This is a genomic window from Streptomyces sp. NRRL WC-3605 (genome assembly GCF_001509795.1).
Classification (GTDB): Bacteria; Actinomycetota; Actinomycetes; order Streptomycetales; family Streptomycetaceae; genus Streptomyces; species Streptomyces viridochromogenes.
Window position 1 is genome coordinate 1 of sequence record NZ_LLZN01000070.1, and the last position, 22,848, is coordinate 22,848.

A 22,848-nucleotide genomic window follows, 5' to 3' on the forward strand; every position below is an offset into this window, starting at 1 on the left:
CCCCCCCCCCCCACCCCCAGGCCCCCCTCGAACATCCGCGCGTCAAGAGATAGCCTCGCGCCCATGGCAAACGGGCAGTGGTACCCACCGGAGTGGCCGGACCGCATCCGCGCGCTCGCGGACGGAAGCCTCACCCCAGTGGCCCCCAGACGCGCCGCCACGGTGATGCTGCTCAAGGACCCGGACACGACACGGCAGCCCCCCACCGGCCCGCTCGTCCACATGCTCCGCCGCCGCACCTCGATGGCCTTCGCCGGCGGCGCCTACGCCTACCCCGGCGGCGGCGTCGACCCCCGCGACGAGCACGAGATCCGCTGGGCTGGCCCCACGCGCGCGTGGTGGTCGTCCCGCCTGCGCGTCGAGGAGGCCACGGCCCAGGCGATCGTCTGCGCTGCCGTCCGTGAGACGTACGAGGAGGCGGGCGTCCTCCTCGCCGGCCCCACCGAGGACACCGTCGTAGGCGACACCACGGGCGACGACTGGGAGGCGGACCGCGCCGCCCTGGTCGCCCGCGACCTGTCGTTCGCCGAGTTCCTGGACCGCCGCGGCCTGGTCCTGCGATCCGACCTCCTCGGCGCCTGGACCCGCTGGATCACCCCGGAGTTCGAGCCCCGCCGCTACGACACGTGGTTCTTCGTGGCCGCCCTCCCGGAGGGCCAGCGCACGCGCAACGCCTCCACGGAGGCCGACCGCACCGTCTGGATCCGCCCCGCCGAGGCCGCCGCCGCGTACGACAGGGGCGAACTCCTGATGATGCCGCCCACCATCGCGACCCTCCGCCAGCTCATCCCGTATGGCACCGCCGCCGAGGCCCTGGCCGCCGCCCCCGACCGCGACCTCACCGCCGTCCTCGCGCAGGCGAGCCTCGTGAACGGCGAGATCGTGCTCGCCTGGCCCGGCCACGACGAGTTCACCAAGCACATCCCGACCGGCGGAACCCCCGCATGACCACCCCGGCCCCAGCCCCAGCCCTCACCACCACCACCGCCACCGCCACCGCCCAGCCGCTCGCGCCCACGCCTCGAGCCCCGGAAGGCCCCCTCGTATGACGGACGCCGCATCCCTCCCCGGCCAGCCGCGAGCCGCGGTCGTCTCCGGCCCGGCCACCGCCCGCGCCGTCAACGTCCTGGCACCCAACGCGTCGCCGATGACCCTGGACGGCACCAACACCTGGATCGTCTCGGAGCCGGACTCCGACCTCGCCGTCGTCATCGACCCGGGCCCGCAGGACGAGGGTCACCTGCGCAACGTCGTCGCCACGGCCGAGCGGTCCGGCAAGCGCGTCGCCCTGACCCTGCTCACGCACGGGCACCCGGACCACGCCGAGGGCGCCCTGCGGTTCGCCGAACTGACCGGCACACGCGTGCGTGCGCTCGACCCGGCGCTGCGGCTCGGGGACGAGGGGCTCGGCGCCGGAGACGTGGTCACGGTCGGCGGCCTGGAGCTGCGGGTGGTCCCGACGCCGGGCCACACCGCCGACTCCCTGTGCTTCCATCTGCCGGCCGACCGGGCCGTCCTCACGGGCGACACGATCCTGGGCCGGGGGACGACCGTCGTGGCACACCCCGACGGCCGCCTCGGCGACTACCTCGACTCCCTGCGCCGCCTGCGGTCCCTCACGGTCGACGACGGGGTGCACACCGTGCTGCCGGGCCACGGCCCGGTCCTGGAGGACGCCCAGGGCGCGGTCGAGTTCTACCTGGCCCACCGCGCCCACCGGCTGGCGCAGGTCGAGACGGCGGTGGAGGACGGACACCGCTCCCCGGCCGACGTGGTGGCCCATGTCTACGCAGACGTGGACCGCTCACTGTGGCCGGCGGCGGAGCTCTCGGTCCGGGCGCAGCTGGACTACCTGGAAGAACACGGCATCATCGAACCGCGCACGACGCTCTGAACCCACCCGGCCGAACCACGAATCCACCGGAACCACCCCCGGCCGAACCGCCCTCCGCGCGAGCCGTCCCTCCACGCGAGCCGTCCCTCCGCCCGAACCGTCGGAGACCTACGCCCCGCTCAGCTCCACCTGCACCTCGACCTCCACCGGCGCGTCCAGCGGCAGCACCGCCACACCCACCGCACTGCGCGCGTGCACGCCCTTGTCGCCCAGGACCTCGGCGAACAGCTCGCTCGCGCCGTTGATGACGCCAGGCTGCCCGGTGAAGTCAGACGCGGAGGCCACGAAGCCCACGACCTTCACGACACGCGCGACACGGTCCAGGTCGCCCGCGACCGACTTCACGGCGGCCAGGGCGTTCAGGGCACAGACGCGCGCGAGGTCCTTGGCCTCCTCGGCGGTGACCTCGGCGCCCACTTTGCCGGTCACCGGAAGCTTTCCGTCCACCATCGGCAGCTGACCGGCGGTGTAGACGTACACGCCCGACTGCACGGCAGGCTGGTACGCGGCCAGCGGAGGCACGACCTCCGGCAGCGTCAGCCCCAGCTCGGCCAGCTTCTCCTCGACGGCGCTCACGCCTGCTTCTCCCGCTTCAGGTAGGCGACGAGCTGCTCGGGGTTGTTCGGCCCGGGCACGACCTGGACGAGCTCCCAGCCGTCCTCGCCCCAGGTGTCCAGAATCTGCTTCGTGGCGTGGACGAGCAGCGGCACGGTTGCGTATTCCCACTTGGTCATGTGGCCGACTTTATCCGCTGCCCCGGGCGACTCCGACGGCCGACCGCGTCACGTTGTCCACAGGCTGTCGCGTAGTCGGCGCACCGACTGGTTAGGCTCGAAGACGTGAGCAGGCTCCAGGTCGTCAGCGGTAAGGGCGGGACCGGAAAGACCACGGTCGCCGCCGCACTCGCGCTCGCCCTCGCGACGGAGGGGAAGCGCGCGCTCCTCGTCGAGGTCGAGGGCAGGCAGGGCATCGCACAGCTCTTCGAGACACAGGCGCTGCCCTACGAGGAGCGGAAGATCGCCGTCGCGCCCGGGGGCGGGGAGGTGTACGCCCTCGCCATCGACCCCGAACTGGCCCTTCTGGACTACCTCCAGATGTTCTACAAGATGGGCGGCGCCGGCCGGGCCTTGAAGAAGCTCGGCGCCATCGACTTCGCCACCACCATCGCCCCGGGCCTGCGGGACGTCCTCCTGACCGGCAAGGCCTGCGAGGCCGTCCGCCGCAAGGACAAGGCGGGCCGCTTCGTCTACGACTACGTGGTCATGGACGCGCCGCCCACCGGGCGCATCACCCGCTTCCTGAATGTCAACGACGAGGTGGCGGGCCTCGCCCGCATAGGGCCGATACACAATCAGGCGCAGGCGGTGATGCGGGTGCTGAAGTCGCCGGAGACGGCGGTGCACCTGGTGACGCTGCTGGAGGAGATGCCCGTCCAGGAGACCGCGGACGGCATCGCCGAGCTGCGGGCGGCACGCCTGCCGGTGGGCCGGGTCATCGTGAACATGATGCGACCCGAGGTGTTGGACGCGGCCGATCTGGAACTCGTCCGCGGTGTCCCGCGCGCCGCCGTGGCCAAGTCGCTGTCGGCGGCGGGGCTGGGCGGGGCACGCCGGGGCGGGCTGGCCGAGCGTCTGGTCGATCCGCTGCTGGGGCAGGCCGAGGAGTACGCCGAGCGGCATGCCCTGGAGCGCGAGCAGCGCGCGGTCCTGGCCGACCTTGGCCTGCCGGTGCACGAACTGCCCCTGCTGGCCGAGGGCATGGATCTGGCGGGCCTGTACGCCCTCGCGCGCGAGCTGCGGGAACAGGACCTGTCATGGTGACCCACCACGCATCGGAAGCTGGACCACGGGCGTCGGCCCCGGAAGCAGAGGGGAACTCATGAGCGGCCCGAAGCAAAAGCCGGAGCAGAAGCCGGAGCCGCATCAGAACCCGGAGCCGAAGCAGACGGACAAAATGAACCCGGAGCCGCAGCAGAGGCCGAAGCCGAAGCAGACGCACAAAACGAACCCGGAGGGCCAGGGCCAGGACCCCCTCCGCCGCCCCCACCACCTCTCAGCGTCCCGCGTGCTCGACCTCGACCCCCTGCTCGACGACCCGGCGACCCGGATCGTGGTGTGCTGCGGCTCGGGCGGCGTCGGAAAGACAACAACGGCGGCGGCCCTGGGCCTGCGCGCCGCGGAGCGAGGCCGGAAGGTGGTCGTACTGACCATCGACCCGGCCCGCCGGCTCGCCCAGTCCATGGGCATCGACTCGCTGGACAACACCCCGCGCCGGGTGAAGGGCGTCGAGGGCGACGGCGAGCTGCACGCGATGATGCTCGACATGAAGCGCACCTTCGACGAGATCGTCGAGGCGCACGCGGACCCGGAGCGCGCGGCCGCCATCCTGGGCAACCCCTTCTACCAGTCGCTCTCGGCGGGCTTCGCGGGCACGCAGGAGTACATGGCGATGGAGAAGCTGGGCCAGCTGCGGTCCAAGGACGAGTGGGACCTCATCGTCGTGGACACCCCGCCGTCCCGCTCGGCGCTGGACTTCCTGGACGCTCCCAAGCGGCTCGGCTCGTTCTTGGACGGCAAGCTGATCCGCGTCCTCCTCGCCCCGGCGAAGGTCGGCGGGCGCGCCGGCATGAAGTTCCTGAACGTCGGCATGTCGATGATGACCGGCGCCCTCGGCAAGCTCCTCGGCGGACCGCTGCTGAAGGACGTGCAGACGTTCGTGGCCGCGATGGACTCGATGTTCGGCGGCTTCCGCACGCGCGCGGACGCCACGTACAAGCTGCTCCAGGCGCCCGGTACGGCGTTCCTGGTGGTGGCGGCGCCGGAGCGGGACGCGCTGCGGGAGGCCGCGTACTTCGTGGAGCGGCTGGCCGCCGAGGACATGCCGCTCGCCGGGCTGGTGCTCAACCGGGTCCACGGCAGCGGCGCCGACCGTCTGTCGGCCGAGCGGGCGCTCGCCGCCGCGGAAAATCTTGAAGAGCCCCGCATTGTGGATCAGGAGGCCGGGAAAGCTGCTCTTCGTAACTCCCCCGACACGTACGACAGTTCAGACACGGCCGCTCCCGAGGCACCAGCTCCCGACGCAGGCTCCCCCGCCGCCACGGACATGGAGCGCATCGCGGCCCCTGACGAGCCCGAGACCGGCGCTCCGCATGTGGAGCGGACCGTCGACCAACTCACGGCAGGCCTGCTGAGGCTGCACGCCGAACGTATGCAACTGCTCTCCCGCGAGCAGCGCACACGCGATCGTTTCGCCGCGCTGCACCCCGAGGTGGCGGTGGCCGAAGTGGCCGCGCTCCCCGGTGACGTGCACGACCTGGCCGGGCTGCGGGACATCGGGAACCGGCTCGCGGCCAACCGGCCGGAGCTTCCGGACCCCGAACCACCCGCCTGAGAACGCCTGACAGGAGCTGCCCACCGAGCTGCCCACCCAGGAACCACTCGCAGGAACACCCGCCCAGGCGCCCGAGGCCTGACGGCCGCCCCTTGCGGGCGCGCCTGGGCACCGTACGGCCCGCTGGGCCCCGTCCCTGTATCGGGGCCCGGTGACCGGCCGCGTCCCAGCCGACGGCCGCCTCTCAGCCGACGGCCGCGTAGTCCTCGTACACCTCGTCGTCGTCGAGGGGCAGCAGTCCAGCTCCCCGCTCGTACTCCGTGCGCGCCGTCTCCAGAAGCCGGCGCCACGAGGTGACGGTGGGCCGCCGGCGCAGCAGTGCGCGACGCTCCCGCTCCGTCATGCCTCCCCACACGCCGAACTCGACGCGGTTGTCGAGCGCGTCCGCCAGGCACTCCGTGCGCACCGGGCATCCGGTGCACACCGCCTTGGCCCTGTTCTGCGCTGCTCCCTGAACGAACAGTTCATCCGGATCGGTAGTGCGGCAGGCCGCCTGCGCACTCCAGTCGACTACCCAGCCCATACCGGCGCCGTCCTCTCCCGAATCGAGGCTCCCCCACGGCGGCAGCGGCATATTCACCGCCGCCAGTTGAGGACGTTACGGAAGGTGGGCACAGCGCAACACCCCCAGCGGGCCCAATCTTGAATGGTCCGAACGGACTATGGGTAAGCGGCAGATCACCCGGGGGAGTGAGCTGGCGACATGCGCGACCTTCCCGGCAAACCGGGACAGTTACCTTGCGCCACAACGGACGCCGCATGACACACGAGGCGGATTCGGACACGCCCCCACCAGAAAAGTGGGAAACTCCGGAACGATTCGGGGTCGCCGGACGTATTGATACGTGGCCGCACCGCTGTGACAGTTGAGAGCAGCTTAGGCCAAGGCCTGTGCGCCTGTCCGGCGAATCGGAAGGCACCGTGGCCCGCGTCACCCCGCCATGCCATGACCTGGCACGGTCGGCCCTCGGTTCGCTCATGTCTACGGTTTAGGCTTCCCCCATGCCAAAGAAGCGCTCGGGCGGTGGTCTGTCGCCAACGCAGCAGGCCGCGAAGTTCCTCGGTGTCAGTGTGCTCGCCGGAGCCGTGCTGGCGGGCATCGCGTTGCCCGCCGTCGGCGCGCTGGGGCTCGCGGCGAAGGGGTCGGTCGAAAGCTTCGACGAACTCCCGGCCAACCTGAAGACGCCGCCGCTGAGCCAGCGGACCACGATCCTCGACGCCGACGGCGGCATGATCGCCTCGGTCTACTCGCGCGACCGTACGGTGCTGGAGCTCAAGGACATCTCGCCGTACATGCAGAAGGCGATCGTCGCGATCGAGGACGCCCGCTTCTACCAGCACGGCGCGGTCGACCTCAAGGGCATCCTGCGCGCCCTCAACAAGAACGCGCAGAGCGGCGGCGTCTCCGAGGGCGCCTCGACGCTCACCCAGCAGTACGTGAAGAACGTCTTCGTGGAGGAGGCCGGCGACGACCCGACCAAGGTCGCGCAGGCCACCCAGCAGACCCTCGGCCGCAAGATCAAGGAGCTGAAGTACGCGATCCAGGTCGAGGAGGAGCTCGGCAAGAAGAAGATCCTCGAGAACTACCTGAACATCACGTTCTTCGGCCAGCAGGCGTACGGCGTCGAGGCCGCCGCCCAGCGCTACTTCTCCAAGTCCGCCAAGGACCTCGAACTCCAGGACGCGGCGCTGCTCGCCGGCATCGTGCAGTCGCCCAGCCGGTACGACCCGATCAACGACGAGGCCGAGGCCACCAAGCGCCGCAACGTCGTCCTGCAGCGCATGGCCGACCTCGGTGACGTCTCCCAGGAGCAGGCCGACGCGGCCAAGAAGGCCCCGCTGGGCCTGAAGGTGCGCCGGCCGGAGAACGGCTGCATCACCGCCGTCAAGGGCGCCAGTTTCTTCTGCGAGTACGTCAAGCACGTCTTCCTCAACGACCCGGTCTTCGGCAAGAACCGCGAAGCGCGCGCCAAGATCTGGAACCGCGGCGGTCTGACGATCAAGACGACCATGGACCCGAAGTCCCAGAAGTCGGTCCAGTCCTCGCTCAAGCAGCACGTCTACAAGTCGGACAAGGTCGCCGCGGCGGCCACGCTGGTCGAGCCCGGCACCGGCAAGATCCTCGGCATGGGCCAGTCGAAGCCGTACGGCTCCGGCAAGAACCAGACCGAGCTGAACTACTCGGTGGACGCGGCGTACGGCGGTTCCAACTTCGGCTTCCCGACCGGTTCGACGTTCAAGCCGTTCGTGGCCGCGGCCGCCCTGGAGGAGGGCCGCCCGCCGACGCAGGAGTACTCCTCGCCGTACCAGATGCAGTACCCGAGCCCGGTCCAGACGTGCGACGACAAGCCGTGGACCAACCTGCGCGGCGAGAAGCTGGAGAACGAGAGCGAGTCGGAGCACGGCCCGTACCGCCTGCGCAAGGCGATGGAGCTGTCGGTCAACACCTACTTCGTGCAGATGATCGCCGACATCGGGCTGTGCCCGGTGGTCGACATGACCGATCACCTCCAGGTCCGCCAGGGCAACGGCGACAAGCTCCCCGAGCGGCCCGCCATCGCGCTCGGCTCCGTCGGGCTCTCCCCGCTGACCATGGCGAGCGCGTACGCGGCCTTCGCCTCCCGCGGCATGTACTGCACGCCGGTCGCCATCGAGGCCATCACGCAGAAGGTCGGCGACCAGCAGAAGTCGCTTGAGGTGCCCAAGTCGACGTGCTCGCGGGCGATGTCCGAGAAGACCGCCGACACGGTCAACAGCCTGCTGCAGGGCGTGGTCGACTCCGGTACCGGCAAGGAGGCCGGTCTCACGTCCCGGCAGAGCGCCGGCAAGACCGGTACGACGGACGAGCGCCGCAACGCCTGGTTCGTGGGCTACACCCCGAACCTCTCGGGCGCGGTCTGGGTCGGCAGCGCCACCCAGAAGGTCAAGATGCGCGACATCTACATCGGCGGCCAGTACCACGACCTGGTCTACGGCGGCCGGGTCCCGGGCCCGATCTGGCGCGACGCGATGTCGGGCGCGCTGGAGGGCAAGCCGGCCGAGCAGTTCCACACCGTGCACATCCCGGACGAGGACGAGGACCGGGAACACGGCCGCGGGGACGACGACGATGACGACGACCACGGGCGCGGCCACGACAACGGCAACGGTGACAACTTCATCGGCGGCCTGGTCGGCGGAGCCAACGACGGCGGCAACAGCAACGGCGGCCCCGAGCCGGACCCGACGATCTCCATCCCGGAGGGCTTCTGGCGCGGCCAGTCGAACGGGAACGGGACCGGAGGCCGCGGCTGACACCCGGCGCGAGTGACGCACGAAGGGGCCCGGCACATGTGCCGGGCCCCTTCGTCGTACCTGGTGTGCGGCGGCGCTCCCCCGCACCCCTTACCCGGACCCGCTATCCGGTGATGCGCACCCTTTATCCAGCGAGGAGCTTCTTCACCGCGGCGGCGACCCGGCCGCCCTCCGCCTGCCCCGCCACCTTCGGGTTCACGATCTTCATGACGGCACCCATGGCCCGCGGGCCCTCGGCACCGGCGGCCTTGGCCTCCTCGACGGCCTGCGCCACGATCTGGTTCAGCTCGTCGTCGCTCAGCTGCTTCGGCAGGTAGGTGGCGAGGACCTCGCCCTCCGCCTTCTCCCGCTCGGCCTGCTCGGCACGCCCACCCTGCGCGAACGCCTCGGCGGCCTCACGGCGCTTCTTCGCCTCGCGGGTGATCACCTTCTGCACCTCGTCGTCGGAGAGCTCGCGCTTCGTCTTGCCCGCGACCTCCTCCTTGGTGATCGCGGCGAGCGTCAGCCGGAGCGTCGAGGAGCGGAGCTCGTCGCGCTCCTTGATCGCGGCGTTGAGGTCTTCCTGCAGCTTCGACTTGAGCGTGGTCATGTGTCCGATTGTCGCAGGTGCGGGGACCGGAACGCCCCTTGATTTCAAGGGAGCTGCGCCAGAAGGCCGTACCGGGGGCGGGTGCGGCCGGTCAGGGACCGCAGGGCGCGGGACACTTCCGCCGTCTGACACGATGGTCGTATGCGCGCGCGATACGGAGTACCCCTTGGCATCACGGCGGTCGGCGCCGCCGGTCTGCTCTACTCGGCCGGTTTCGAGGCCCGTTCCTTCCGTCTCCGACGGGTGACGGTCCCCGTCCTCCCGACCGGCATGCGCCCCCTGCGCGTGCTCCAGGTCTCCGACATCCACATGGTCGGCGGGCAGCGCAAGAAGCAGCGCTGGCTGCGCTCCCTGGCCGGGCTGCGCCCCGACTTCGTGATCAACACGGGCGACAACCTGTCCGACCCGGAGGGCGTGCCGGAGGTACTGGACGCGCTGGGCCCGCTGATGGAGTTCCCGGGCGCGTACGTGTTCGGCTCCAACGACTACTACGGTCCGAAGCTGCGCAACCCCGCCCGCTATCTGCTGGAGAAGGCGCAGGGCCGCCACGGCCTGAACGGCAACGCGCCCGCGGTCGGCGCGATCCACAACCCGTGGGAGGACCTGCGCGAGGGCTTCGACGCGGCGGGCTGGCTGAACCTGACGAACACCCGCGGGACGCTCAAGGTCGAGGGCGTGTCCGTGGAGCTGACGGGGCTCGACGACCCCCACATCAAGCGCGACCGCTACGAGCGGGTGGCCGGCGGCCCGTCCGGCGCGGCGGACTTCGCGATGGGCGTCGTGCACGCTCCGTACCTGCGCGTGCTGGACTCCTACACGGCCGACGGCTACCCGCTGATCCTGGCGGGCCACACGCACGGCGGCCAGCTGCGCGTCCCCCTGTACGGCGCCCTGGTCACCAACTGCGACCTGGACACGGACCGGGCGAGGGGCCTGTCCACGCACACGGCGGACGGCCACCGGTCCTACCTCCACGTCTCGGCGGGCTGCGGCACGAACCGCTACACCCCGTTCCGCTTCGCGTGCCCGCCGGAGGCGACGTTGCTGACGCTGGTGGGGCGGGAGTAGGGGGCGGGCTGGGGCGTCCCGCTGTGGGTGGGATGGGGTAACCCACCCGGCCCACCCATATCGCCCATTTCACCCACGCTCCCTAGCGTGAGGTGCATGAGCGCCCCGATACCCCCGATACCCAGGGACATCCCGGATCTGCCCGCGATACCGGGCGTGCCCATACTGATGCCGTCGCACGTCCCCGCCACGGCGGTGGCGACTCCGGCGCCCCGCCGCCTGGCGGCAGCGTTCCGCCTGGCCACGGCCGTACTCGCGGCGGTAGCGGTGATCATCGAGCTGGCTCTCGGCAGCCCCGCGCGCCTCCTGAGTCACTTCGCGATCCAGAGCAACATCCTCCTGGTCCTGGTCTTCGCCGCGTCGGCCCGCCTCGCCTGGACGGCCCGCCGCCCCCTCCCCTCGTCCCTGACCGGCGCGACCCTGCTCTACGCGCTGATCACGGGCCTGGTCTACCACCTGCTCCTGGCGAACAGCGCGAGCCCCTTCACCCCCCTGCCCGGCGTCCTCACGGGCGAGACGACCGACCCGACCGGCTGGCACGCGGTGACGACCCAGATCCTGCACACGGTGACCCCTTTGGCGGCCCTGCTGGACTGGCTCCTCCTGACACCCCCACGCGACCTGCACCTGCGCCAGGCCGCCCCCTGGCTCCTCTACCCGGTGGCCTACCTGGGCTTCGTCCTGGCCCGAGGCGAGTTCCTGGTCCCCGCCGAGCCGGCCCGCTACCTGTACCCGTTCCTCGACGTCTCCGGTCACGGCCTCAAGACCGTCCTGGGCAACGCTCTGCTCCTGGGCCTGGCCATGTACGCCCTGGCCCTCCTCCTGGTGGCCCTGGACCACGTCCGCCCGAACCCGCTGCGCGGCCGCGTCCACCACCGCTCACAAACCGGATTTCGTCTCCAGCCACCGGTGGGCTAAAGTAAACGACGTCGCCGCGGCAAGCAGCGACATCGGGGTGTAGCGCAGCTTGGCAGCGCGCTTCGTTCGGGACGAAGAGGTCGTGGGTTCAAATCCCGCCACCCCGACACAGGTCAGAGGCCACCTACCAACTTTGGTAGGTGGCCTCTTTCGTGGTCGGGGGGCCAAACAGGGGGCCAACGGATTCCGATCAAGCCTCGCGCTCGGTCGTCTCCCGTGGCCGCGCAAAGATCACGTCCATAGCCTCTGCACCGGATGTGATGACCGGACGGAGCTGCTTCCGGTAGACGGCCTCTGTCGTCGCCTGGCTGGTGTGCCCGACGAGCTGGGCGATTCGCTCCAGCGGGATGCCATGGTCGGAGAGCAGTGAGACGAAGCTGTGCCGGAGCTCCCGCGGCGTCCACTCTGGAGCGAGCCCCGCCTTCTTCACGATGGCCTTGAAGTCACGGCGGACGTTGGCCGCGTCAAGTGGCTCACCACTCCGGGTCGTGAAGACGCGGCCGGTCGGGCTCCAGTCCATCCCTCTCGATACCCGCTCCTGCTTCTGCCATCGCTTGTGCTCTTCAAGGACTTCGACCACCTGCCTCGGGAGGGCGATGGTGCGACGGCTCTTCCTGGTCTTTGTCTCTCCGTGTTTACGCACCGAGCGCCATACAGCGACGTGAGGCGGGACACCCTCTGTGGTCTCCAGGAAGACGTGGTCCCACGTGAGAGGACGCGCCTCTTCCGTACGTACGCCGCTGAGGAGTGAGAGCACAAGGTAGGCGTACAGCCGTGACGGACGGGCGGCAGTAAGCACGGCTTTGGCCTGCTCCAGGTTGAGGGCCTTGCTCGGGCGTCCGGGGCGCCCCTCCGGCGCGGTGACGAGCAGGGCAACGTTCCGCGCGGCCTTATCCCTGCGCTGAGCGTGCTCGATGGAACGGCGCAGGATGGCGAGGAGGTCGCGCAGGCTGCGCGTTGCCAGGAATTCGGCCCTGCCCTCCAACCAGTCGTCGACATCATCCGCACTGAGGTCCTTCAGCTTGGCTTTGCCGATGAACGGGAGAAGGTGCTTGTTCGCCATCGCACGGTTCTTGCCGATGGTGCCCTTCTCGTCGCGTCCCTTGAGCCCGCGCTCCAGCCAGTCGCTCACCGCATCGGCCACGGTGTAATTGGCCGGCGTCTTGACGCCGGACTGGACTTCCTTTTTCAGGTCCCGGATCTTCTGGCGAACCTCGGTCTTGGTCTTGCCGTACACCTTCGGCCGACGGCGTTTTCCGTTCGGGGCGTACCCCATGGACACGGCGCCCACGTAGCGATTCTTCGCCGCGTCCCAATAGATCGTGTCCTCACCGTGGCCAGCCCTACGGGCAGGCTTCGGGGTCTCGGTCATGTGGTGTTCTCCAAACGAGCGGGCCGCGCCAGATGGCGCGGCCCGGGGTGCGAACGGACAGGGAAAGTCAGGCGGCGGCTTGTGCCTCGCTCTTGAGCAGTTCGACGTACTGTGCGATGTACTCAGGCGGGATAAGCCGCCGACGGCCGATGCGAACCGTCTGGAGACGCCCGAGGCGGATCTCCTCGTAGACCAGCGAGCGACCGATACCCAAGGCCGTCGCTGCTTCTTCCGGTCGGTACAGAACCCGCTCAGCGGGAGAGGTAAGCGTGATGCTCATCCGGGGTGCTCCTCGGCTGGTCTCTTGGGCCCTTCTGGGAAGTCCGCTACATCCGCTACGCCGCTACATCGCAGGTCAGCGGGGGTGTTTTTGTAGCGGAGGGGTGGCGTGTAGCGGCTACGCGTGCGCTGCGTCGTTGCGGGCGTAGCCGCTACACGCTTCGGTGCCGCTACAGATTTAGGGCTTCTGAGCTGGGCTGTAGCGGTGTAGCGGATGTAGCGGAGTCCTGGGGAGGGGGTGGGCAGTAGCGGGCCCACGCGTCCGCCAGGTCCTCGGCGTGGAAGCCTTTGAGGACTCCGCCGGCGGTGCGGATGTTGCGGGATCGGACGGGGGTGTTGTCGGCGGTCATGTACTCCCCGAGCATCCGGGCAAGGCGCCGGTTGTCGAGGGGCTTGCCGTCGAGGTCGGCCCACGGGGCGTCGTCGAGGGCGTTGAGCCGGTCGAGGATGGCGATGGTGGGCAGCTTGTCCACGCCGATGAGGACGTGGTCGCGCAGGTCGGTCAGGAGCCGGATGCCGAGGCTGTGTTTGTCGGTGGTCTGCGCGGCCTTGACGAGCGTCACGCATGCTTCGCGGGCCCGTTCGGGCCACTGTCCGCCGACGGCGTCCGCGATGGCCAGCAATGGCTCCCATACGTCCGCAGGTCGGTCGGTGACGCCGTCGGGCATCTCGGGCCAGGCTCCGAGCACGAACCCGCGTGCGTGCGCGGCCCATTCGGCGAGCCGGTCACGGAGCTTGTGGCCTTCGGCTTCGTGGATGCGGGCGCGGAAGGGTTCCACGCGTTCGTTGCGTGCTCGCCGGCGCATGCGGATGACGATGGAGCGGGTCAGGATCGTGTCGGGCAGGGAGCCGAGTCCGGCGACGGCGACCGCGCAGTACGAGGGGAAGGCTTGCACGGTCTGGTTGCCGCCGTCGCCGATGCACCGGTAGGTGACGCCGGTGCGGCGGTGTCCGGCGTTGAGGAAGCCGCGCAGGTCCTCGTTGTCCCCGGCCTTGGGGCCGAAGATGGTGTCGATCTCGTCGAACAGGATGGTGGGCCGTCCGTCGGCTCCGGACACGGCGCGGAAGAGGGCGGCGGCGGACGCGTTGACCGCGACCATCGGGTGCGGCACGAGGGTTTCCACGATCTCCAGTGCCCGTGACTTGCCCGACCCCGGTTCGGGGGACAGGAAGGCCAGGCGTGGGGTGGAGTCGAAGCAGTCGAGCAGGTGGGCGTGAGCGTCCCAGAGGGCGACGGCGACGTATGCGGCGTCGGTGGGGAAGACGTTGAAGCGGCGGTGGAAGGCTTCCACCTCGTCGAGCAGCGCGGCGCCGTCGATGGACTTCGGGGTCATGCGGCGGTCCTCCTTTCCTGGGTGGTCGTGGGAGCTCCCGTGCAGCCGGACGTGTGCCCCTCGTACTCGGAGATCAGCGCGGCCACGGGGCGGGGCCCGGTGGCGGTGCCGGTCTGCCCGCAGGTGCAGGCGTAGGCGGCGGTGGGGGTGTCGCCGTGCCGTTTGGACCAGCGGGCGCCGTCGTAGTGGTGGCGGTAGACCGGTGGGGCGTAGATGCGGATGCCGGGCCGCTCGGGCGTCGGGTCTTCCGCGTCGTGGCGTGCCTCGTTGCTTCGGAACCGCTCAGAACGAAGAGCAGTGACGACGCCCTGACGGGCGGCGCCTTTCGGCTCGCCCACGGCCGCCGTGTCCACAGCCTGTGCAGCGGCGTGCGGGCCGGTGGGGGTGTTAGTGGGGCAATCCAGGGCGGGGGGAGTCGGGGCCGTCATGCCACCTCCCGTGGGGTGGCGTGGGCGATGACCCAGTCCAGTGCGCTGCGGATGGTGGTGCGGCACTCGGCCGGCGGCAGGCCCGTAGCCTCCCCCGCCCCCTGGATTGCCTCCTCCACCACGTGCCGGGGGATGTCGCCCCACGCCACGAACCGTGCCACCTTGCAGGCGCTGCGGTGAAGGGTGACGTTGCGGCCGTGCGGCCCACCCTCGGACGCGGAGGCGATGACGGCGCACTCGCGCTCCAGCGCCACGCGTGCCGCGCGGGTGCCGTCGTGGGCTCGTACGGGCAATTGAACGGGCCTGTCCGGCTCGGTGAGCAAGGCAGTAAGCCAGGCGGGCAGTTCGGCTACGGGCGCGTCGTGGGCGACCTCGTACGTGCCGTCGGGTGTGGTGCTGCCGGGGGCGACGACGTAGCCGCCCCACGCGCGGGTGTCGATGTGCGGTCCGAGCCGGTTCGCACTGTTCTTCAGCCGGATGCCGGACGGGGCGGTGAAGTACAGGTGCTCCCCACCGCGCGCGGTCCGCACCCGGTAGGTCCCCGGGACAGTCTGTCCGGTGCGCTCGCAGAGCGCCGCAAAGGAAGTTGCGCCGTCAGGCGCTCCTTTCGGCTCTTCGAGCTTGCACACGTCCAGGTCGATGACGAGCAGTCCGGCCGGGCCGGTGGCGATCCCAACGTTGTACGGGCGGGACGCCCATGCTGCATGGATGAGCGCGGGGTCGGTGGTTGCGCGCTGCTCGGGCTTACGGTGCCCGCCCGTGCAGCGGCCGGTGCGGGGGCAGGCGCGTTCGGGGTGCCCGGCGGGGCGTTTGCTGCCGGGGTGGAGCGGGATGACGGGCCAGCCGCGTTCGGCCGCCGCGAGGGCGGAGGCGAGCAGGTCCGGCGCTAACGGCCGGTGGCCGTCTCGCCGGATGTCGGTCGGTTGGGTCATGCTGGGAGACCTCCACAGGTCTGTTGACGGTCTGGTGGAAGGCGGCGGCCCCGGTTCATTGGCGTGAGGGGGGCCGCCGCCGTCGTGTGTCGGGCAGGGTCAAGCGGCGGCGGAGTCGTCGCCGCGCGTGGCGGTCAGACGGCCATCCACGGTGCGGACGACCGTGCCGCCGATGGTGAGGGCTTTGACGGCCTTGGACACGGCGCTCTTGGATAGGCCCGTGATCGTGACAAGGTCCTTCTGCCGGACCGGTTCGTCGGCGGTCTCGATGGCCTTGAGGACGCGGGCAGCGGCGCCGTCCACGGCCGGTGCCGCCTCGGATGAGGTGTCCTTGACGAGCGTGAGAGTGGGGGCGCCCGCGGCTTCCACCGTGGGCGCGATGGAGCGGGACCACGGCGTGCGGTCGGGCAGTGCGATGACCACGCTCTTGTCCATGTAGCGGACCTTGACGGGGTCGGGCTTGCGCTTGCCGTCCCGCACCAGCGCGACACCGGGCACGGGGAGTTCGTCGGCGTTCCAGCCCTTGGCCTGTGCGTCCTCCCCGAGGACGACGCGGGCTTCGGCCGGCGTGCGCACGGCGAGGCAGATGGAGACGCCGATCTGTGGGGCGATCTGCTTGGGGATGCCGTCGCCGATGGTGGGCTTCTGGGTCATCCACCACAGGTCGATGCACGCCGCGCGGCCCATGCGTGCGAGGGATTCCAGGCCCGGCAGGGCGGAGCGGTTGACGGTGCGGGTCTTGCCGTCGGCGGTCTCGGTCTCGTAGGGGACCTTGTCGGCGGCGGTCATGACTTCCGCGCCCTCGTCGACGACGACCGTGATGCGGGGCCGGTCAGGGGTGGGGGTCCAGGTGTCCTGGCCCTTGGGCAGGACGGAGAGCCGTTCCAGCATCTCCGTCTCCAGCTCGTCCACCACGTCCACGACTTCGCGCGGGGTGGAGGCGACGCGGGCCCGGTGGTCCCACAGCCGTCCTTCCACCCGCTTGAGGTCGATGATGACGAGCGCGTTCGTCGGACCTTCGGACGCGTCGTACAGCAGGGGCCGGGACGCGACCGACTTACCGGCGCCGGAGCGCCCGGCGATGAGCAGCCGTTCCCCGAGCGGCACGGTGACCTGCTCGCCGGTGACGGTGTCGATGCCGAGGGAGCGCCGTTCGGGCGTCCAGGTCAGGTCGTCGCCGTCGGCCGCGCTGCGGGTGCGCAAGGTGATTTCAGCCCAGCCGCCTTGCTTGCCTGCCTTGATCTGCATGCGCAGGCTCGTGCGGGCGCCGAGCAGGTTGCGGATGTGGTCCTCGGCGGCGCGGAGCTTGGTCGCGGTCCACGTGCCGTCGAGCCGGACGGCGCACACGATCCCGGCCTCGGTCAGCTTCGGCCGGCCGGTCAGCGTGCCTGCGAGGCCGCGCTGTTCGGCGTGGTCCTTCCAGTGCTGCGGCTGAAGACGCTTGAGCAACGCGGTCTCTTCGGCGGTGGGCTTGAGTCCGCTGGTGTCGCGCTCGCGCACGGCGATCCACACCGACAGTGCGGTGACCGCTGCGACGACGGCCACGGCCGACCACACCCATGCGCGGGTGGAGACCTGCGGCAGCCACACGTATCCGGCGGCACCGAGCGCGGTGGCGGTCTTGGTGGCGAACAGCCACATGGGGTCGGGCACGCGCCGCTTGGCGGTGCGCAACTCCCGTTCGGCGCGGTGGCGCAGGGGCGTGACGCCTTCGGGGTCGATGGCGCGTGCGGTGGCCAGAGCGCGGCGGGCGTCGCGCACGAGCGGCTTGCGTTCGGCGCGCAGGGCGCGGCGGCGTTCGGCTTCCTTGCGCCAGTGGTCGGCGGTCCAGCGGGCGGCGGTGGCGGCGTACTGGTGGTGGGTGCGCCAGACTTGTCCGTGACTCACGTGTCCTCTTCTCAGGGTTCGGTGGGTTGGTGGTGACGGGCCCTGCGACGGCCCGTCACCACACGCGTGTGTTACGCGGAGTGAGCAGGTTTCCGGTTTCCTGGTTTCCGAGAGGGTCCCTACGCGTGCGCGCGCGAGGACGGAAACTTCCGTCACCCTGCGTCGCTACGGGGCCTCAGGCGGCCGAACAGGCTTCCGGGGGTCAAACCCCACCAGGAAGGGGCCTCAGACGCCCTGCGGGGCGCCTACGGCCTCGGGGCGGTTCAGCGGGCCTTCCGGCCGCGCCTGCCGGTTCTCTTGGTGCTGTCGCCGACGGCGCGGACCACGGTGACGACGGCCCAGCCGAGCACGAGCGCGATGAACGCGAGCATCGCGAGGTTCGCGGCGATGGCGGTCAGCGCACCGACGAGCAGCGGGCCGAAGTAGACGCCGGCCGCTACCGCCCCGGCACCGACACCGGAGCCGAGCGCGACGCGCTGCACCGTGCGGTCCGGCAGCGCCTGATGGATGTGCACCACCTGCGGCCCAGACGGCTGCTGCGCGGACAGGTGAGTGGGGTCGGCGTAGACGTGGTGGCCGTCGGGGAGCTGAACGACGGTCATCGGGCGGTGTGCGGGGAGCTGTTCCATGACGCACCCTCCGGGGCGTTGTCGGGAAAAGCGCAGGCAGGACACATGCCGAGCGACGGCGGGATGACGTATCCGGCGTCGCGGCGGCACTTGGGGCAGGTGCGGCGGGCGGCGTTGGCCCTGGCAAGGGCCGCCCACCGGGCGGCGGTCATCGGGCGTACGGGCTTAGCTCGGTCGATGCGGTACAGGTAGGCGACCAGCGGACCCCGCCTACGGCGCGGCCGTTCAAGCTGAGCGGCCACGTCCTGGCCGCCGGGGCGTAGTCCGAGGGCGCGGAGTTGGCGGCGGGTGGCGTAGCCGTCCGGGGCGAGCCGCCACCGGTAGACCGGCAGCGCGCCCATCACACGGCCTGAAGGCCACGCTCGGCACGCAGGGTGTCGCGCAGGCTCCGGGCGTTCGCCGGGGAGGTACGCACCTCACGGCGGATGCCCTCGGCCGTCAGCCGGGCGTCCGGCCAATCGGCGGTCGCCTTCCGCGCCTCGTCCAGCAGCTCATCCGGGCTGCGCTTCGGCCGCGGGGTGCGGGCGACCTCGGGCACACGGCCCGTCGCCCGGCGCGGCCGGGTCGACTCGGCCGCCGCCGTGCCCCGCTCGATCGGCGCCGGGACCGTCTGCTCGATCGCCGGGACGGGCTTGGCCGGGATGGTCGATTTGATGAACCCGACCGCCACCGCCCGGGGAAGTGCCGTCACGTTCGACGTGATCGGCTGCGGGGTCGATACCGCGAGGTCAGAAGTAGACCGATTCCTCTCGGTTCCGGTCGATTCCTCCACATTCGCGGTCGGGGGTGCGATCGGGGTCGGGCGATGGTGCAGCACCTTCGCCACGAGATCCGAGCCGAAGTAGATCGACCCGACCGGCAGCGACGTGGCGAGCAGTACGAGCGCCCAGTTCGCCGGGTCCCAGTCCGCCAGTCGGCCCCAGTCGACCGTGCGGCCGTGCAGCTCCGGGACCAGGCCGTGCACGTAGTTCAGCACGAGCGAGGCGATCGTGTAGGCGGCCAGCACCCGCAGCGCGAACACCCGATCCCGCCCCGCGAGCACGAGCGTTGCGATCAGGGCCAGGGCCATGAGGCCGTCGACCACGAACGGGTACAGCGTCGCGGCCGTGTCGTCCGCGCCGATGGCGCCCGCGATGTCCCGCAGTGCGTTCCAGGACACCCGGAACGCCATCGCCACGACGACGACCAGCGCGAACACGAGGGCCGCACGGCCCTTACGGTGCAGACTCATGCGGCACCGCCCGTCTCGCCGGTGAGGCCGTTGACGTGGTCGCGGTGCGCGGCGAGCACGCGCCGGCGGGCCCGACGGATACGCCGCTCGTCCAGCTCGCACGGCGTGCGGTCGATGACAACGATCTGCGCGTCCAGCAGCTCCATTTCCGCGCGGATGACGGGCATCTCGTGGTCGATGGCGTCCAGCTCCGCGTCCGTGGGCTCCATCCACGGCTCGAACGCGGTAACAGCGTCCTGAACAGTCACGATGTGATTCATGGGTCGTGTTCTCCCTAGTAGGCGGCAACGGCCCGAACAGCACCCCCGGAGTTGCCTCTCCGGGGGTGCGCGCCGTTGAGGGTGATCAGCCGCGCCAGATGCGCGGTACGGCCACTGAGCAGCGGTCGAAGTGCGCCGGACCGGACTCAACCGGCCGGGCTGCCGTACGGGGCACGCCGGTCTTCTCCGCCTTGTTTTCGACCCCTTCGGGCAGGCGGACCACGGGTTACCGGCTGTTCCCTGTGTGAAGTTCTCAAGCAGCACCCAGCAAGGGGCCCACGGCGAACCACGAGCTATCCCGAACCGGCAAGGCGATGAAGGCAGCCCAAAGAAGGAGCCTTCCACCGCTGTCCTAGGACTACGGCGACCTGAAATGAGAATGCACCGCTGTCCTAGGACTGTCAACAGTCCTAGGACTGTGTGCTTCACTTGAGTCGTCGAAAGGAGTTCCGCGTGGCATCGAAAGCGCCAAAGTGGCGGGAACTGGCCGACCGGTTCGCCGAGCAGATCAGGCACGGCGACTTGGCCCCCGGCAAGCAGCTTCCGCAGATCCGGGACCTCGTGGACGCGGGCGAGGGGTCCAAGGAGACCGTCCATCGCGCCTACAAAGCCCTGGAAGCCGAAGGGCTGGTCACGATGACCCGCGGCCACGGCACAGTGGTGCGCCCCAAGTCACCGCTCAAGCGGTTGGGCATCGCCCGGTACGACAAGGCCAAGTGGCGCGACGGTGACGAAGTCGCGTTCATTGCTGACCGGGTGGCGTCCGGCCGCGCGTACCGCCGGAACGAGCAGACCCAGACAGTCAGCCGAGTGAAGGCGCCGGCGGCCGTGGCAGCGGCCCACGGCTTGCCCGAGGGGGCCGATGTGTACGCGCGGGCGCGCCTAGTGAAGGAAGGCTCGCAGCCAACCCACACCCTGACCAGCTACTACCGGCCCGAACACGTCGAAGGAACGCGCATCGTCGACCCGGCCCCGGGCCCGGCCGGTCGCGGTGGTGGGTTTCGTGTCCTGTATGAGGCCGGGTACGAAATCGACCACATGACGGAGGAGCTGTTCGCGCGCGTACCGACGACGGAAGAGACCCAGCTTCTCCAACTAACGCCGGGTGAATGGGTGGTGGAATTGCATCGCACCACCTACACAGCGGATGGGACCGTGGTTGAGTTCGCCATCGGGGTGCACGCGGCGACGCGGTTTGCGTGGTCGTACGACTTTAAGGTTCCGGACTCGGCCAAGACGGAGGGTGAGAGCAAGTGATCCCGGCTCAGGCGTGGGCGGACGCACAGCGGCTCTGGGACTTCCAGCAGATGGGGCACGAGCCGCGCCCGTGCTCAGTCGCCATCGGTCTCGGCAGCCACGACCTGGGGGTGGCCGATACTGCGGCGGACCTTTACCACCAGGGCATGGCGCCGCTCATTGTCTTCACCGGGGCGACCAGCCGCACGACGCGTGAGCGGATGCCACGCGGCGAAGCCGAGCACTACCGCGACCGTGCGATGGAGGTGGGAGTTCCCGAGCACGTCATCCTCGTTGAGCCGAATGCGAGGAACACGGGCGAGAACATCCGCTTCTCCCGCGCGCTCCTCAAAGAGCGGCACGTGCCCGTCACGTCCGCCCTCCTGGTCAGCAAGCCCTACGAGGAACGGCGCGCGTACGCGACAGCCTGCAAGATGTGGCCCGGCGTCGAATGGGTGTGTGCATCCACCCCTATGACGCTCCCTGACTACGTCGACTCGATCGGGGACGCACGTCTCGTCGTCGACATGCTGGTCGGGGCTCAGCAGCGGCTCATGGTCTACCCCCGGCAGGGGTTCATGATCGAGCAGGAGATTCCCGCCGACATCAAGGCCGCGTACGACCGTCTTCGCGACCACGGATTCACGAGCCGCCTCGTGTCTGAGGAAGCGAGCCATGGATAACATCTGCGTTCAGCACGGCCTGTTGTGCGCTTAGGGCACAGCGATCCGGCCATTCCATCCGGTGGGTGCTTGATTGGCTAACGGCAGAGGTAGCTACCCGAGGTCATGACGGCATCGATCAACGGGTGGGTGGCTATGCCTGGCGTGAACGAGAACATGGCCGATCGGCGGTCGGAGAAGGCGACCGACTTCGGCGAAGAGAACGCAATCGGGTGGGGCCTGGCGGCGGTTACGAGCGCTCTCCTGGAGGTTGCAGCGGCCATCCGCGAGGCTGGCAGCGATGTCGCCAGCGCGCTACGGGAGCGCTGAGAGCCCGACTCGGCTGGCCCGAGTCTTGTAGCGGACAGTGGCATACACCTTGTGAGTGACTGCACCTGCGTACAGGTTTCCTCATGGCGAACCCTGCCGTACGGTGGTCGTAAGGGCTGACCCGGAGCTCATGCTCCGGCTAGGCACTTTCCGCCCCCCAGGATTCCTGGGGGGCCTCAACTTTTCCGGACGACGACGCCTGGCGCAGGGCCGCCAGCCACGCGATTGGTCTCGCGGCGCATCGCATCCCCCAGCTCATGCCACATTTCGGCGGGGCATACACGCGCAACCCCCGCGCTCGGGGGGATGAGGGATCGGAACCCCGCGTATGCCACGAGGTCTGCGAATTGAATGAGATACGAGTGGTCGGAGCGTCTGGGGACTGGGTCGTCAACCAGCATCCGAGCAGGGACCTTGAGTGAGCCCGTGCCGTAGTAACTCCCCGCGGTCATGTACCGACGGGCTCGCCGGACCAACCGCCGGACGTGATCATTTTCTCCCTCGTCATGGAAGATCATCACCGGTTCCCCGGTGGCGGAGCTGGCGCGCTCAAGTCGTTGGAGCAGCGTGATCCAGGCGAGTTCGAAGCACTCGGAGTCTCGTAGATCGTTCTCGCGTTTGTCGATCACAATGGCGAATGCCTTGGCCTGCATCTGGCTGAGTACGCGCATGTGCGCTCGATAGATGATGTAGCGAGCGCTGGGTCCTAGACCGAGATCGCGGATGGAACCGCTATTGCGCAAGAGGAAGTTGGCCTTCAGTTCTGAGCGCATGAGGATGCCGAAGCGGTCTTTGATGCGTCGTCGGAACGCTACAGCCTCGTCAAACGATGCAGCCCAGTTGTGCGAGCTAAGCAGCACGCAGCCGAGTGTGTAGGTCACGGTGCCGCCCTTGGCGACCGCGCCCGTGTTGCCCGACTCGTCAATGTAGGCCAGTAGCACATCAACATCATGCAGCAGCGCAACGCGGCTGCTCTACGGGTTTCGCACGGTTGATCCTCTTCAGGTGACAGAGGAGTGCTTTGGCGTCATGCAGGCCTCGGAACCAGAGGGCGGGGCACGGAACGGTAACGGTGCCCGCCGGTGCCGACCGCAGCGAAGCGCGCATCAATGCGG

General features: G+C 69.8%; 25 protein-coding genes and 1 tRNA gene. 11 read left to right on the forward strand and 15 right to left on the reverse strand.

Annotated features, from left to right (window positions below; translation table 11 throughout):
- The first annotated feature begins 63 nt into the window (after positions 1 to 63).
- Both ADL34_RS23640 and ADL34_RS23645 read left to right on the forward strand, forming a co-directional pair.
- Complete coding sequence (locus ADL34_RS23640) at positions 64 to 948, forward strand: NUDIX hydrolase (RefSeq protein WP_062673795.1); 885 nt, start codon at positions 64 to 66, stop codon at positions 946 to 948.
- Between the two features lie 97 nt (positions 949 to 1,045).
- Positions 1,046 to 1,894 (forward strand): MBL fold metallo-hydrolase, encoded by an 849-nt coding sequence (locus tag ADL34_RS23645; RefSeq protein WP_062673792.1) that lies wholly within the window; start codon positions 1,046 to 1,048, stop codon positions 1,892 to 1,894.
- Positions 1,895 to 2,002: 108 nt separating this feature from the next.
- Here the strand turns inward: ADL34_RS23645 and ADL34_RS23650 are convergent, their stop codons facing one another.
- Together ADL34_RS23650 and ADL34_RS35790 are read right to left on the reverse strand one after the other, a co-directional pair.
- Positions 2,003 to 2,470, reverse strand: a complete 468-nt coding sequence (locus ADL34_RS23650) for a RidA family protein (protein ID WP_062673790.1) — start codon at positions 2,468 to 2,470, stop codon at positions 2,003 to 2,005.
- Entirely contained in the window at positions 2,467 to 2,628 is a 162-nt protein-coding gene (locus tag ADL34_RS35790; RefSeq protein WP_003975360.1) for a DUF4177 domain-containing protein, read from the reverse strand. The genes ADL34_RS23650 and ADL34_RS35790 overlap by 4 nt, the downstream gene beginning before the upstream one ends.
- 105 nt (positions 2,629 to 2,733) lie before the next feature.
- On the opposite strand from ADL34_RS35790, the gene ADL34_RS23655 reads away from it, so the two are divergent.
- Complete coding sequence (locus ADL34_RS23655) at positions 2,734 to 3,714, forward strand: ArsA family ATPase (protein ID WP_062673788.1); 981 nt, start codon at positions 2,734 to 2,736, stop codon at positions 3,712 to 3,714.
- Between the two features lie 133 nt (positions 3,715 to 3,847).
- A complete protein-coding gene (locus tag ADL34_RS23660) occupies positions 3,848 to 5,284 on the forward strand; it encodes an ArsA family ATPase (RefSeq protein WP_062673835.1) in 1,437 nt (478 codons plus the stop codon).
- Between the two features lie 184 nt (positions 5,285 to 5,468).
- Here the strand turns inward: ADL34_RS23660 and wblA are convergent, their stop codons facing one another.
- Positions 5,469 to 5,807 (reverse strand): transcriptional regulator WblA, encoded by a 339-nt coding sequence (wblA, locus tag ADL34_RS23665; RefSeq protein WP_055625082.1) that lies wholly within the window; start codon positions 5,805 to 5,807, stop codon positions 5,469 to 5,471.
- 479 nt (positions 5,808 to 6,286) lie between these two features.
- On the opposite strand from wblA, the gene ADL34_RS23670 reads away from it, so the two are divergent.
- Complete coding sequence (locus ADL34_RS23670) at positions 6,287 to 8,578, forward strand: transglycosylase domain-containing protein (RefSeq protein ID WP_062673786.1); 2,292 nt, start codon at positions 6,287 to 6,289, stop codon at positions 8,576 to 8,578.
- Between the two features lie 124 nt (positions 8,579 to 8,702).
- On the opposite strand, the gene ADL34_RS23675 is transcribed toward ADL34_RS23670, so the two are convergent.
- The gene (locus ADL34_RS23675; protein ID WP_062673783.1) at positions 8,703 to 9,167 is read right to left on the reverse strand and encodes a GatB/YqeY domain-containing protein; all 465 of its coding nucleotides are present in this window, start codon (positions 9,165 to 9,167) and stop codon (positions 8,703 to 8,705) included.
- A gap of 141 nt (positions 9,168 to 9,308) precedes the next feature.
- On the opposite strand from ADL34_RS23675, the gene ADL34_RS23680 reads away from it, so the two are divergent.
- The 3 genes from ADL34_RS23680 to ADL34_RS23690 all read left to right on the forward strand — a co-directional run bounded on the left by ADL34_RS23680 (position 9,309) and on the right by ADL34_RS23690 (position 11,260).
- Positions 9,309 to 10,235 (forward strand): metallophosphoesterase, encoded by a 927-nt coding sequence (locus tag ADL34_RS23680; protein WP_062673782.1) that lies wholly within the window; start codon positions 9,309 to 9,311, stop codon positions 10,233 to 10,235.
- Positions 10,236 to 10,331: 96 nt separating this feature from the next.
- A complete protein-coding gene (locus tag ADL34_RS23685) occupies positions 10,332 to 11,153 on the forward strand; it encodes a Pr6Pr family membrane protein (RefSeq protein ID WP_062673780.1) in 822 nt (273 codons plus the stop codon).
- A 33-nt stretch (positions 11,154 to 11,186) separates the two neighbouring features.
- Positions 11,187 to 11,260, forward strand: a tRNA-Pro gene (locus ADL34_RS23690).
- Between the two features lie 83 nt (positions 11,261 to 11,343).
- Here the strand turns inward: ADL34_RS23690 and ADL34_RS23695 are convergent.
- The 10 genes from ADL34_RS23695 to ADL34_RS23735 all read right to left on the reverse strand — a co-directional run bounded on the left by ADL34_RS23695 (position 11,344) and on the right by ADL34_RS23735 (position 19,505).
- The gene (locus ADL34_RS23695; protein WP_062673777.1) at positions 11,344 to 12,525 is read right to left on the reverse strand and encodes a site-specific integrase; all 1,182 of its coding nucleotides are present in this window, start codon (positions 12,523 to 12,525) and stop codon (positions 11,344 to 11,346) included.
- 67 nt (positions 12,526 to 12,592) lie between these two features.
- The gene (locus tag ADL34_RS23700; protein ID WP_062673776.1) at positions 12,593 to 12,805 is read right to left on the reverse strand and encodes a helix-turn-helix domain-containing protein; all 213 of its coding nucleotides are present in this window, start codon (positions 12,803 to 12,805) and stop codon (positions 12,593 to 12,595) included.
- A 169-nt stretch (positions 12,806 to 12,974) separates the two neighbouring features.
- Positions 12,975 to 14,138, reverse strand: coding sequence for a DUF3631 domain-containing protein (locus ADL34_RS23705; protein ID WP_062673774.1), 1,164 nt, complete (start codon positions 14,136 to 14,138; stop codon positions 12,975 to 12,977).
- On the reverse strand, positions 14,135 to 14,476 hold the full coding sequence (locus tag ADL34_RS23710) for a hypothetical protein (RefSeq protein WP_062673773.1): 342 nt from the start codon (positions 14,474 to 14,476) through the stop codon (positions 14,135 to 14,137). The genes ADL34_RS23705 and ADL34_RS23710 overlap by 4 nt, the downstream gene beginning before the upstream one ends.
- A gap of 86 nt (positions 14,477 to 14,562) precedes the next feature.
- A complete protein-coding gene (locus ADL34_RS23715; RefSeq protein WP_062673771.1) occupies positions 14,563 to 15,498 on the reverse strand; it encodes a bifunctional DNA primase/polymerase in 936 nt (311 codons plus the stop codon).
- Between the two features lie 99 nt (positions 15,499 to 15,597).
- Positions 15,598 to 17,385 carry a MarR family transcriptional regulator gene (locus tag ADL34_RS23720; RefSeq protein ID WP_062673769.1) on the reverse strand — a complete coding sequence of 596 codons (1,788 nt, stop codon included), beginning with the start codon at positions 17,383 to 17,385 and terminating at the stop codon, positions 15,598 to 15,600.
- Between the two features lie 263 nt (positions 17,386 to 17,648).
- On the reverse strand, positions 17,649 to 17,987 hold the full coding sequence (locus ADL34_RS23725; RefSeq protein WP_234375092.1) for a DUF6251 family protein: 339 nt from the start codon (positions 17,985 to 17,987) through the stop codon (positions 17,649 to 17,651).
- Positions 17,984 to 18,355, reverse strand: coding sequence for an RRQRL motif-containing zinc-binding protein (locus ADL34_RS35070; RefSeq protein ID WP_079034448.1), 372 nt, complete (start codon positions 18,353 to 18,355; stop codon positions 17,984 to 17,986). The genes ADL34_RS23725 and ADL34_RS35070 overlap by 4 nt, the downstream gene beginning before the upstream one ends.
- Positions 18,355 to 19,245: a DUF2637 domain-containing protein gene (locus ADL34_RS23730; RefSeq protein ID WP_062673766.1), complete on the reverse strand. Its 891-nt coding sequence runs from the start codon at positions 19,243 to 19,245 to the stop codon at positions 18,355 to 18,357. Before ADL34_RS23730 ends, ADL34_RS35070 begins: the two co-directional genes overlap by 1 nt.
- The gene (locus ADL34_RS23735; protein ID WP_062673763.1) at positions 19,242 to 19,505 is read right to left on the reverse strand and encodes a DUF6284 family protein; all 264 of its coding nucleotides are present in this window, start codon (positions 19,503 to 19,505) and stop codon (positions 19,242 to 19,244) included. Before ADL34_RS23735 ends, ADL34_RS23730 begins: the two co-directional genes overlap by 4 nt.
- Positions 19,506 to 19,958: 453 nt before the next feature.
- Here ADL34_RS23735 and ADL34_RS23740 point away from each other — a divergent pair, with 453 nt between their 5' ends.
- The 3 genes from ADL34_RS23740 (at position 19,959) to ADL34_RS23750 (ending at position 21,733) form a co-directional block, all read left to right on the forward strand.
- The gene (locus tag ADL34_RS23740; RefSeq protein WP_062673761.1) at positions 19,959 to 20,762 is read left to right on the forward strand and encodes a GntR family transcriptional regulator; all 804 of its coding nucleotides are present in this window, start codon (positions 19,959 to 19,961) and stop codon (positions 20,760 to 20,762) included.
- Entirely contained in the window at positions 20,759 to 21,424 is a 666-nt protein-coding gene (locus ADL34_RS23745) for a YdcF family protein (protein ID WP_062673759.1), read from the forward strand. Before ADL34_RS23740 ends, ADL34_RS23745 begins: the two co-directional genes overlap by 4 nt.
- Before the next feature lie 105 nt (positions 21,425 to 21,529).
- A complete protein-coding gene (locus tag ADL34_RS23750; RefSeq protein ID WP_062673757.1) occupies positions 21,530 to 21,733 on the forward strand; it encodes a hypothetical protein in 204 nt (67 codons plus the stop codon).
- A 176-nt stretch (positions 21,734 to 21,909) separates the two neighbouring features.
- On the opposite strand, the gene ADL34_RS23755 is transcribed toward ADL34_RS23750, so the two are convergent.
- Positions 21,910 to 22,674, reverse strand: coding sequence for a DUF3800 domain-containing protein (locus ADL34_RS23755; RefSeq protein ID WP_062673755.1), 765 nt, complete (start codon positions 22,672 to 22,674; stop codon positions 21,910 to 21,912).
- Positions 22,675 to 22,848 lie beyond the last annotated feature (174 nt).

Excerpts from the sequence above, each read along its gene's own strand:
- ADL34_RS23640 (WP_062673795.1), top strand. The coding sequence starts at position 64 with ATGGCAAACGGGCAGTGGTACCCACCGGAGTGGCCGGACCGCATCCGC.
- ADL34_RS23645 (WP_062673792.1), top strand. The coding sequence starts at position 1,046 with ATGACGGACGCCGCATCCCTCCCCGGCCAGCCGCGAGCCGCGGTCGTC.
- ADL34_RS35790 (WP_003975360.1), bottom strand. The coding sequence starts at position 2,628 with ATGACCAAGTGGGAATACGCAACCGTGCCGCTGCTCGTCCACGCCACG.
- ADL34_RS23660 (WP_062673835.1), top strand. The coding sequence starts at position 3,848 with ATGAACCCGGAGCCGCAGCAGAGGCCGAAGCCGAAGCAGACGCACAAA.
- wblA (WP_055625082.1), bottom strand. The coding sequence starts at position 5,807 with ATGGGCTGGGTAGTCGACTGGAGTGCGCAGGCGGCCTGCCGCACTACC.
- ADL34_RS23670 (WP_062673786.1), top strand. The coding sequence starts at position 6,287 with ATGCCAAAGAAGCGCTCGGGCGGTGGTCTGTCGCCAACGCAGCAGGCC.
- ADL34_RS23675 (WP_062673783.1), bottom strand. The coding sequence starts at position 9,167 with ATGACCACGCTCAAGTCGAAGCTGCAGGAAGACCTCAACGCCGCGATC.
- ADL34_RS23680 (WP_062673782.1), top strand. The coding sequence starts at position 9,309 with ATGCGCGCGCGATACGGAGTACCCCTTGGCATCACGGCGGTCGGCGCC.
- ADL34_RS23685 (WP_062673780.1), top strand. The coding sequence starts at position 10,332 with ATGAGCGCCCCGATACCCCCGATACCCAGGGACATCCCGGATCTGCCC.
- ADL34_RS23695 (WP_062673777.1), bottom strand. The coding sequence starts at position 12,525 with ATGACCGAGACCCCGAAGCCTGCCCGTAGGGCTGGCCACGGTGAGGAC.
- ADL34_RS23700 (WP_062673776.1), bottom strand. The coding sequence starts at position 12,805 with ATGAGCATCACGCTTACCTCTCCCGCTGAGCGGGTTCTGTACCGACCG.
- ADL34_RS23705 (WP_062673774.1), bottom strand. The coding sequence starts at position 14,138 with ATGACCCCGAAGTCCATCGACGGCGCCGCGCTGCTCGACGAGGTGGAA.
- ADL34_RS23715 (WP_062673771.1), bottom strand. The coding sequence starts at position 15,498 with ATGACCCAACCGACCGACATCCGGCGAGACGGCCACCGGCCGTTAGCG.
- ADL34_RS23725 (WP_234375092.1), bottom strand. The coding sequence starts at position 17,987 with ATGACCGTCGTTCAGCTCCCCGACGGCCACCACGTCTACGCCGACCCC.
- ADL34_RS35070 (WP_079034448.1), bottom strand. The coding sequence starts at position 18,355 with ATGGGCGCGCTGCCGGTCTACCGGTGGCGGCTCGCCCCGGACGGCTAC.
- ADL34_RS23730 (WP_062673766.1), bottom strand. The coding sequence starts at position 19,245 with ATGAGTCTGCACCGTAAGGGCCGTGCGGCCCTCGTGTTCGCGCTGGTC.
- ADL34_RS23735 (WP_062673763.1), bottom strand. The coding sequence starts at position 19,505 with ATGAATCACATCGTGACTGTTCAGGACGCTGTTACCGCGTTCGAGCCG.
- ADL34_RS23750 (WP_062673757.1), top strand. The coding sequence starts at position 21,530 with ATGACGGCATCGATCAACGGGTGGGTGGCTATGCCTGGCGTGAACGAG.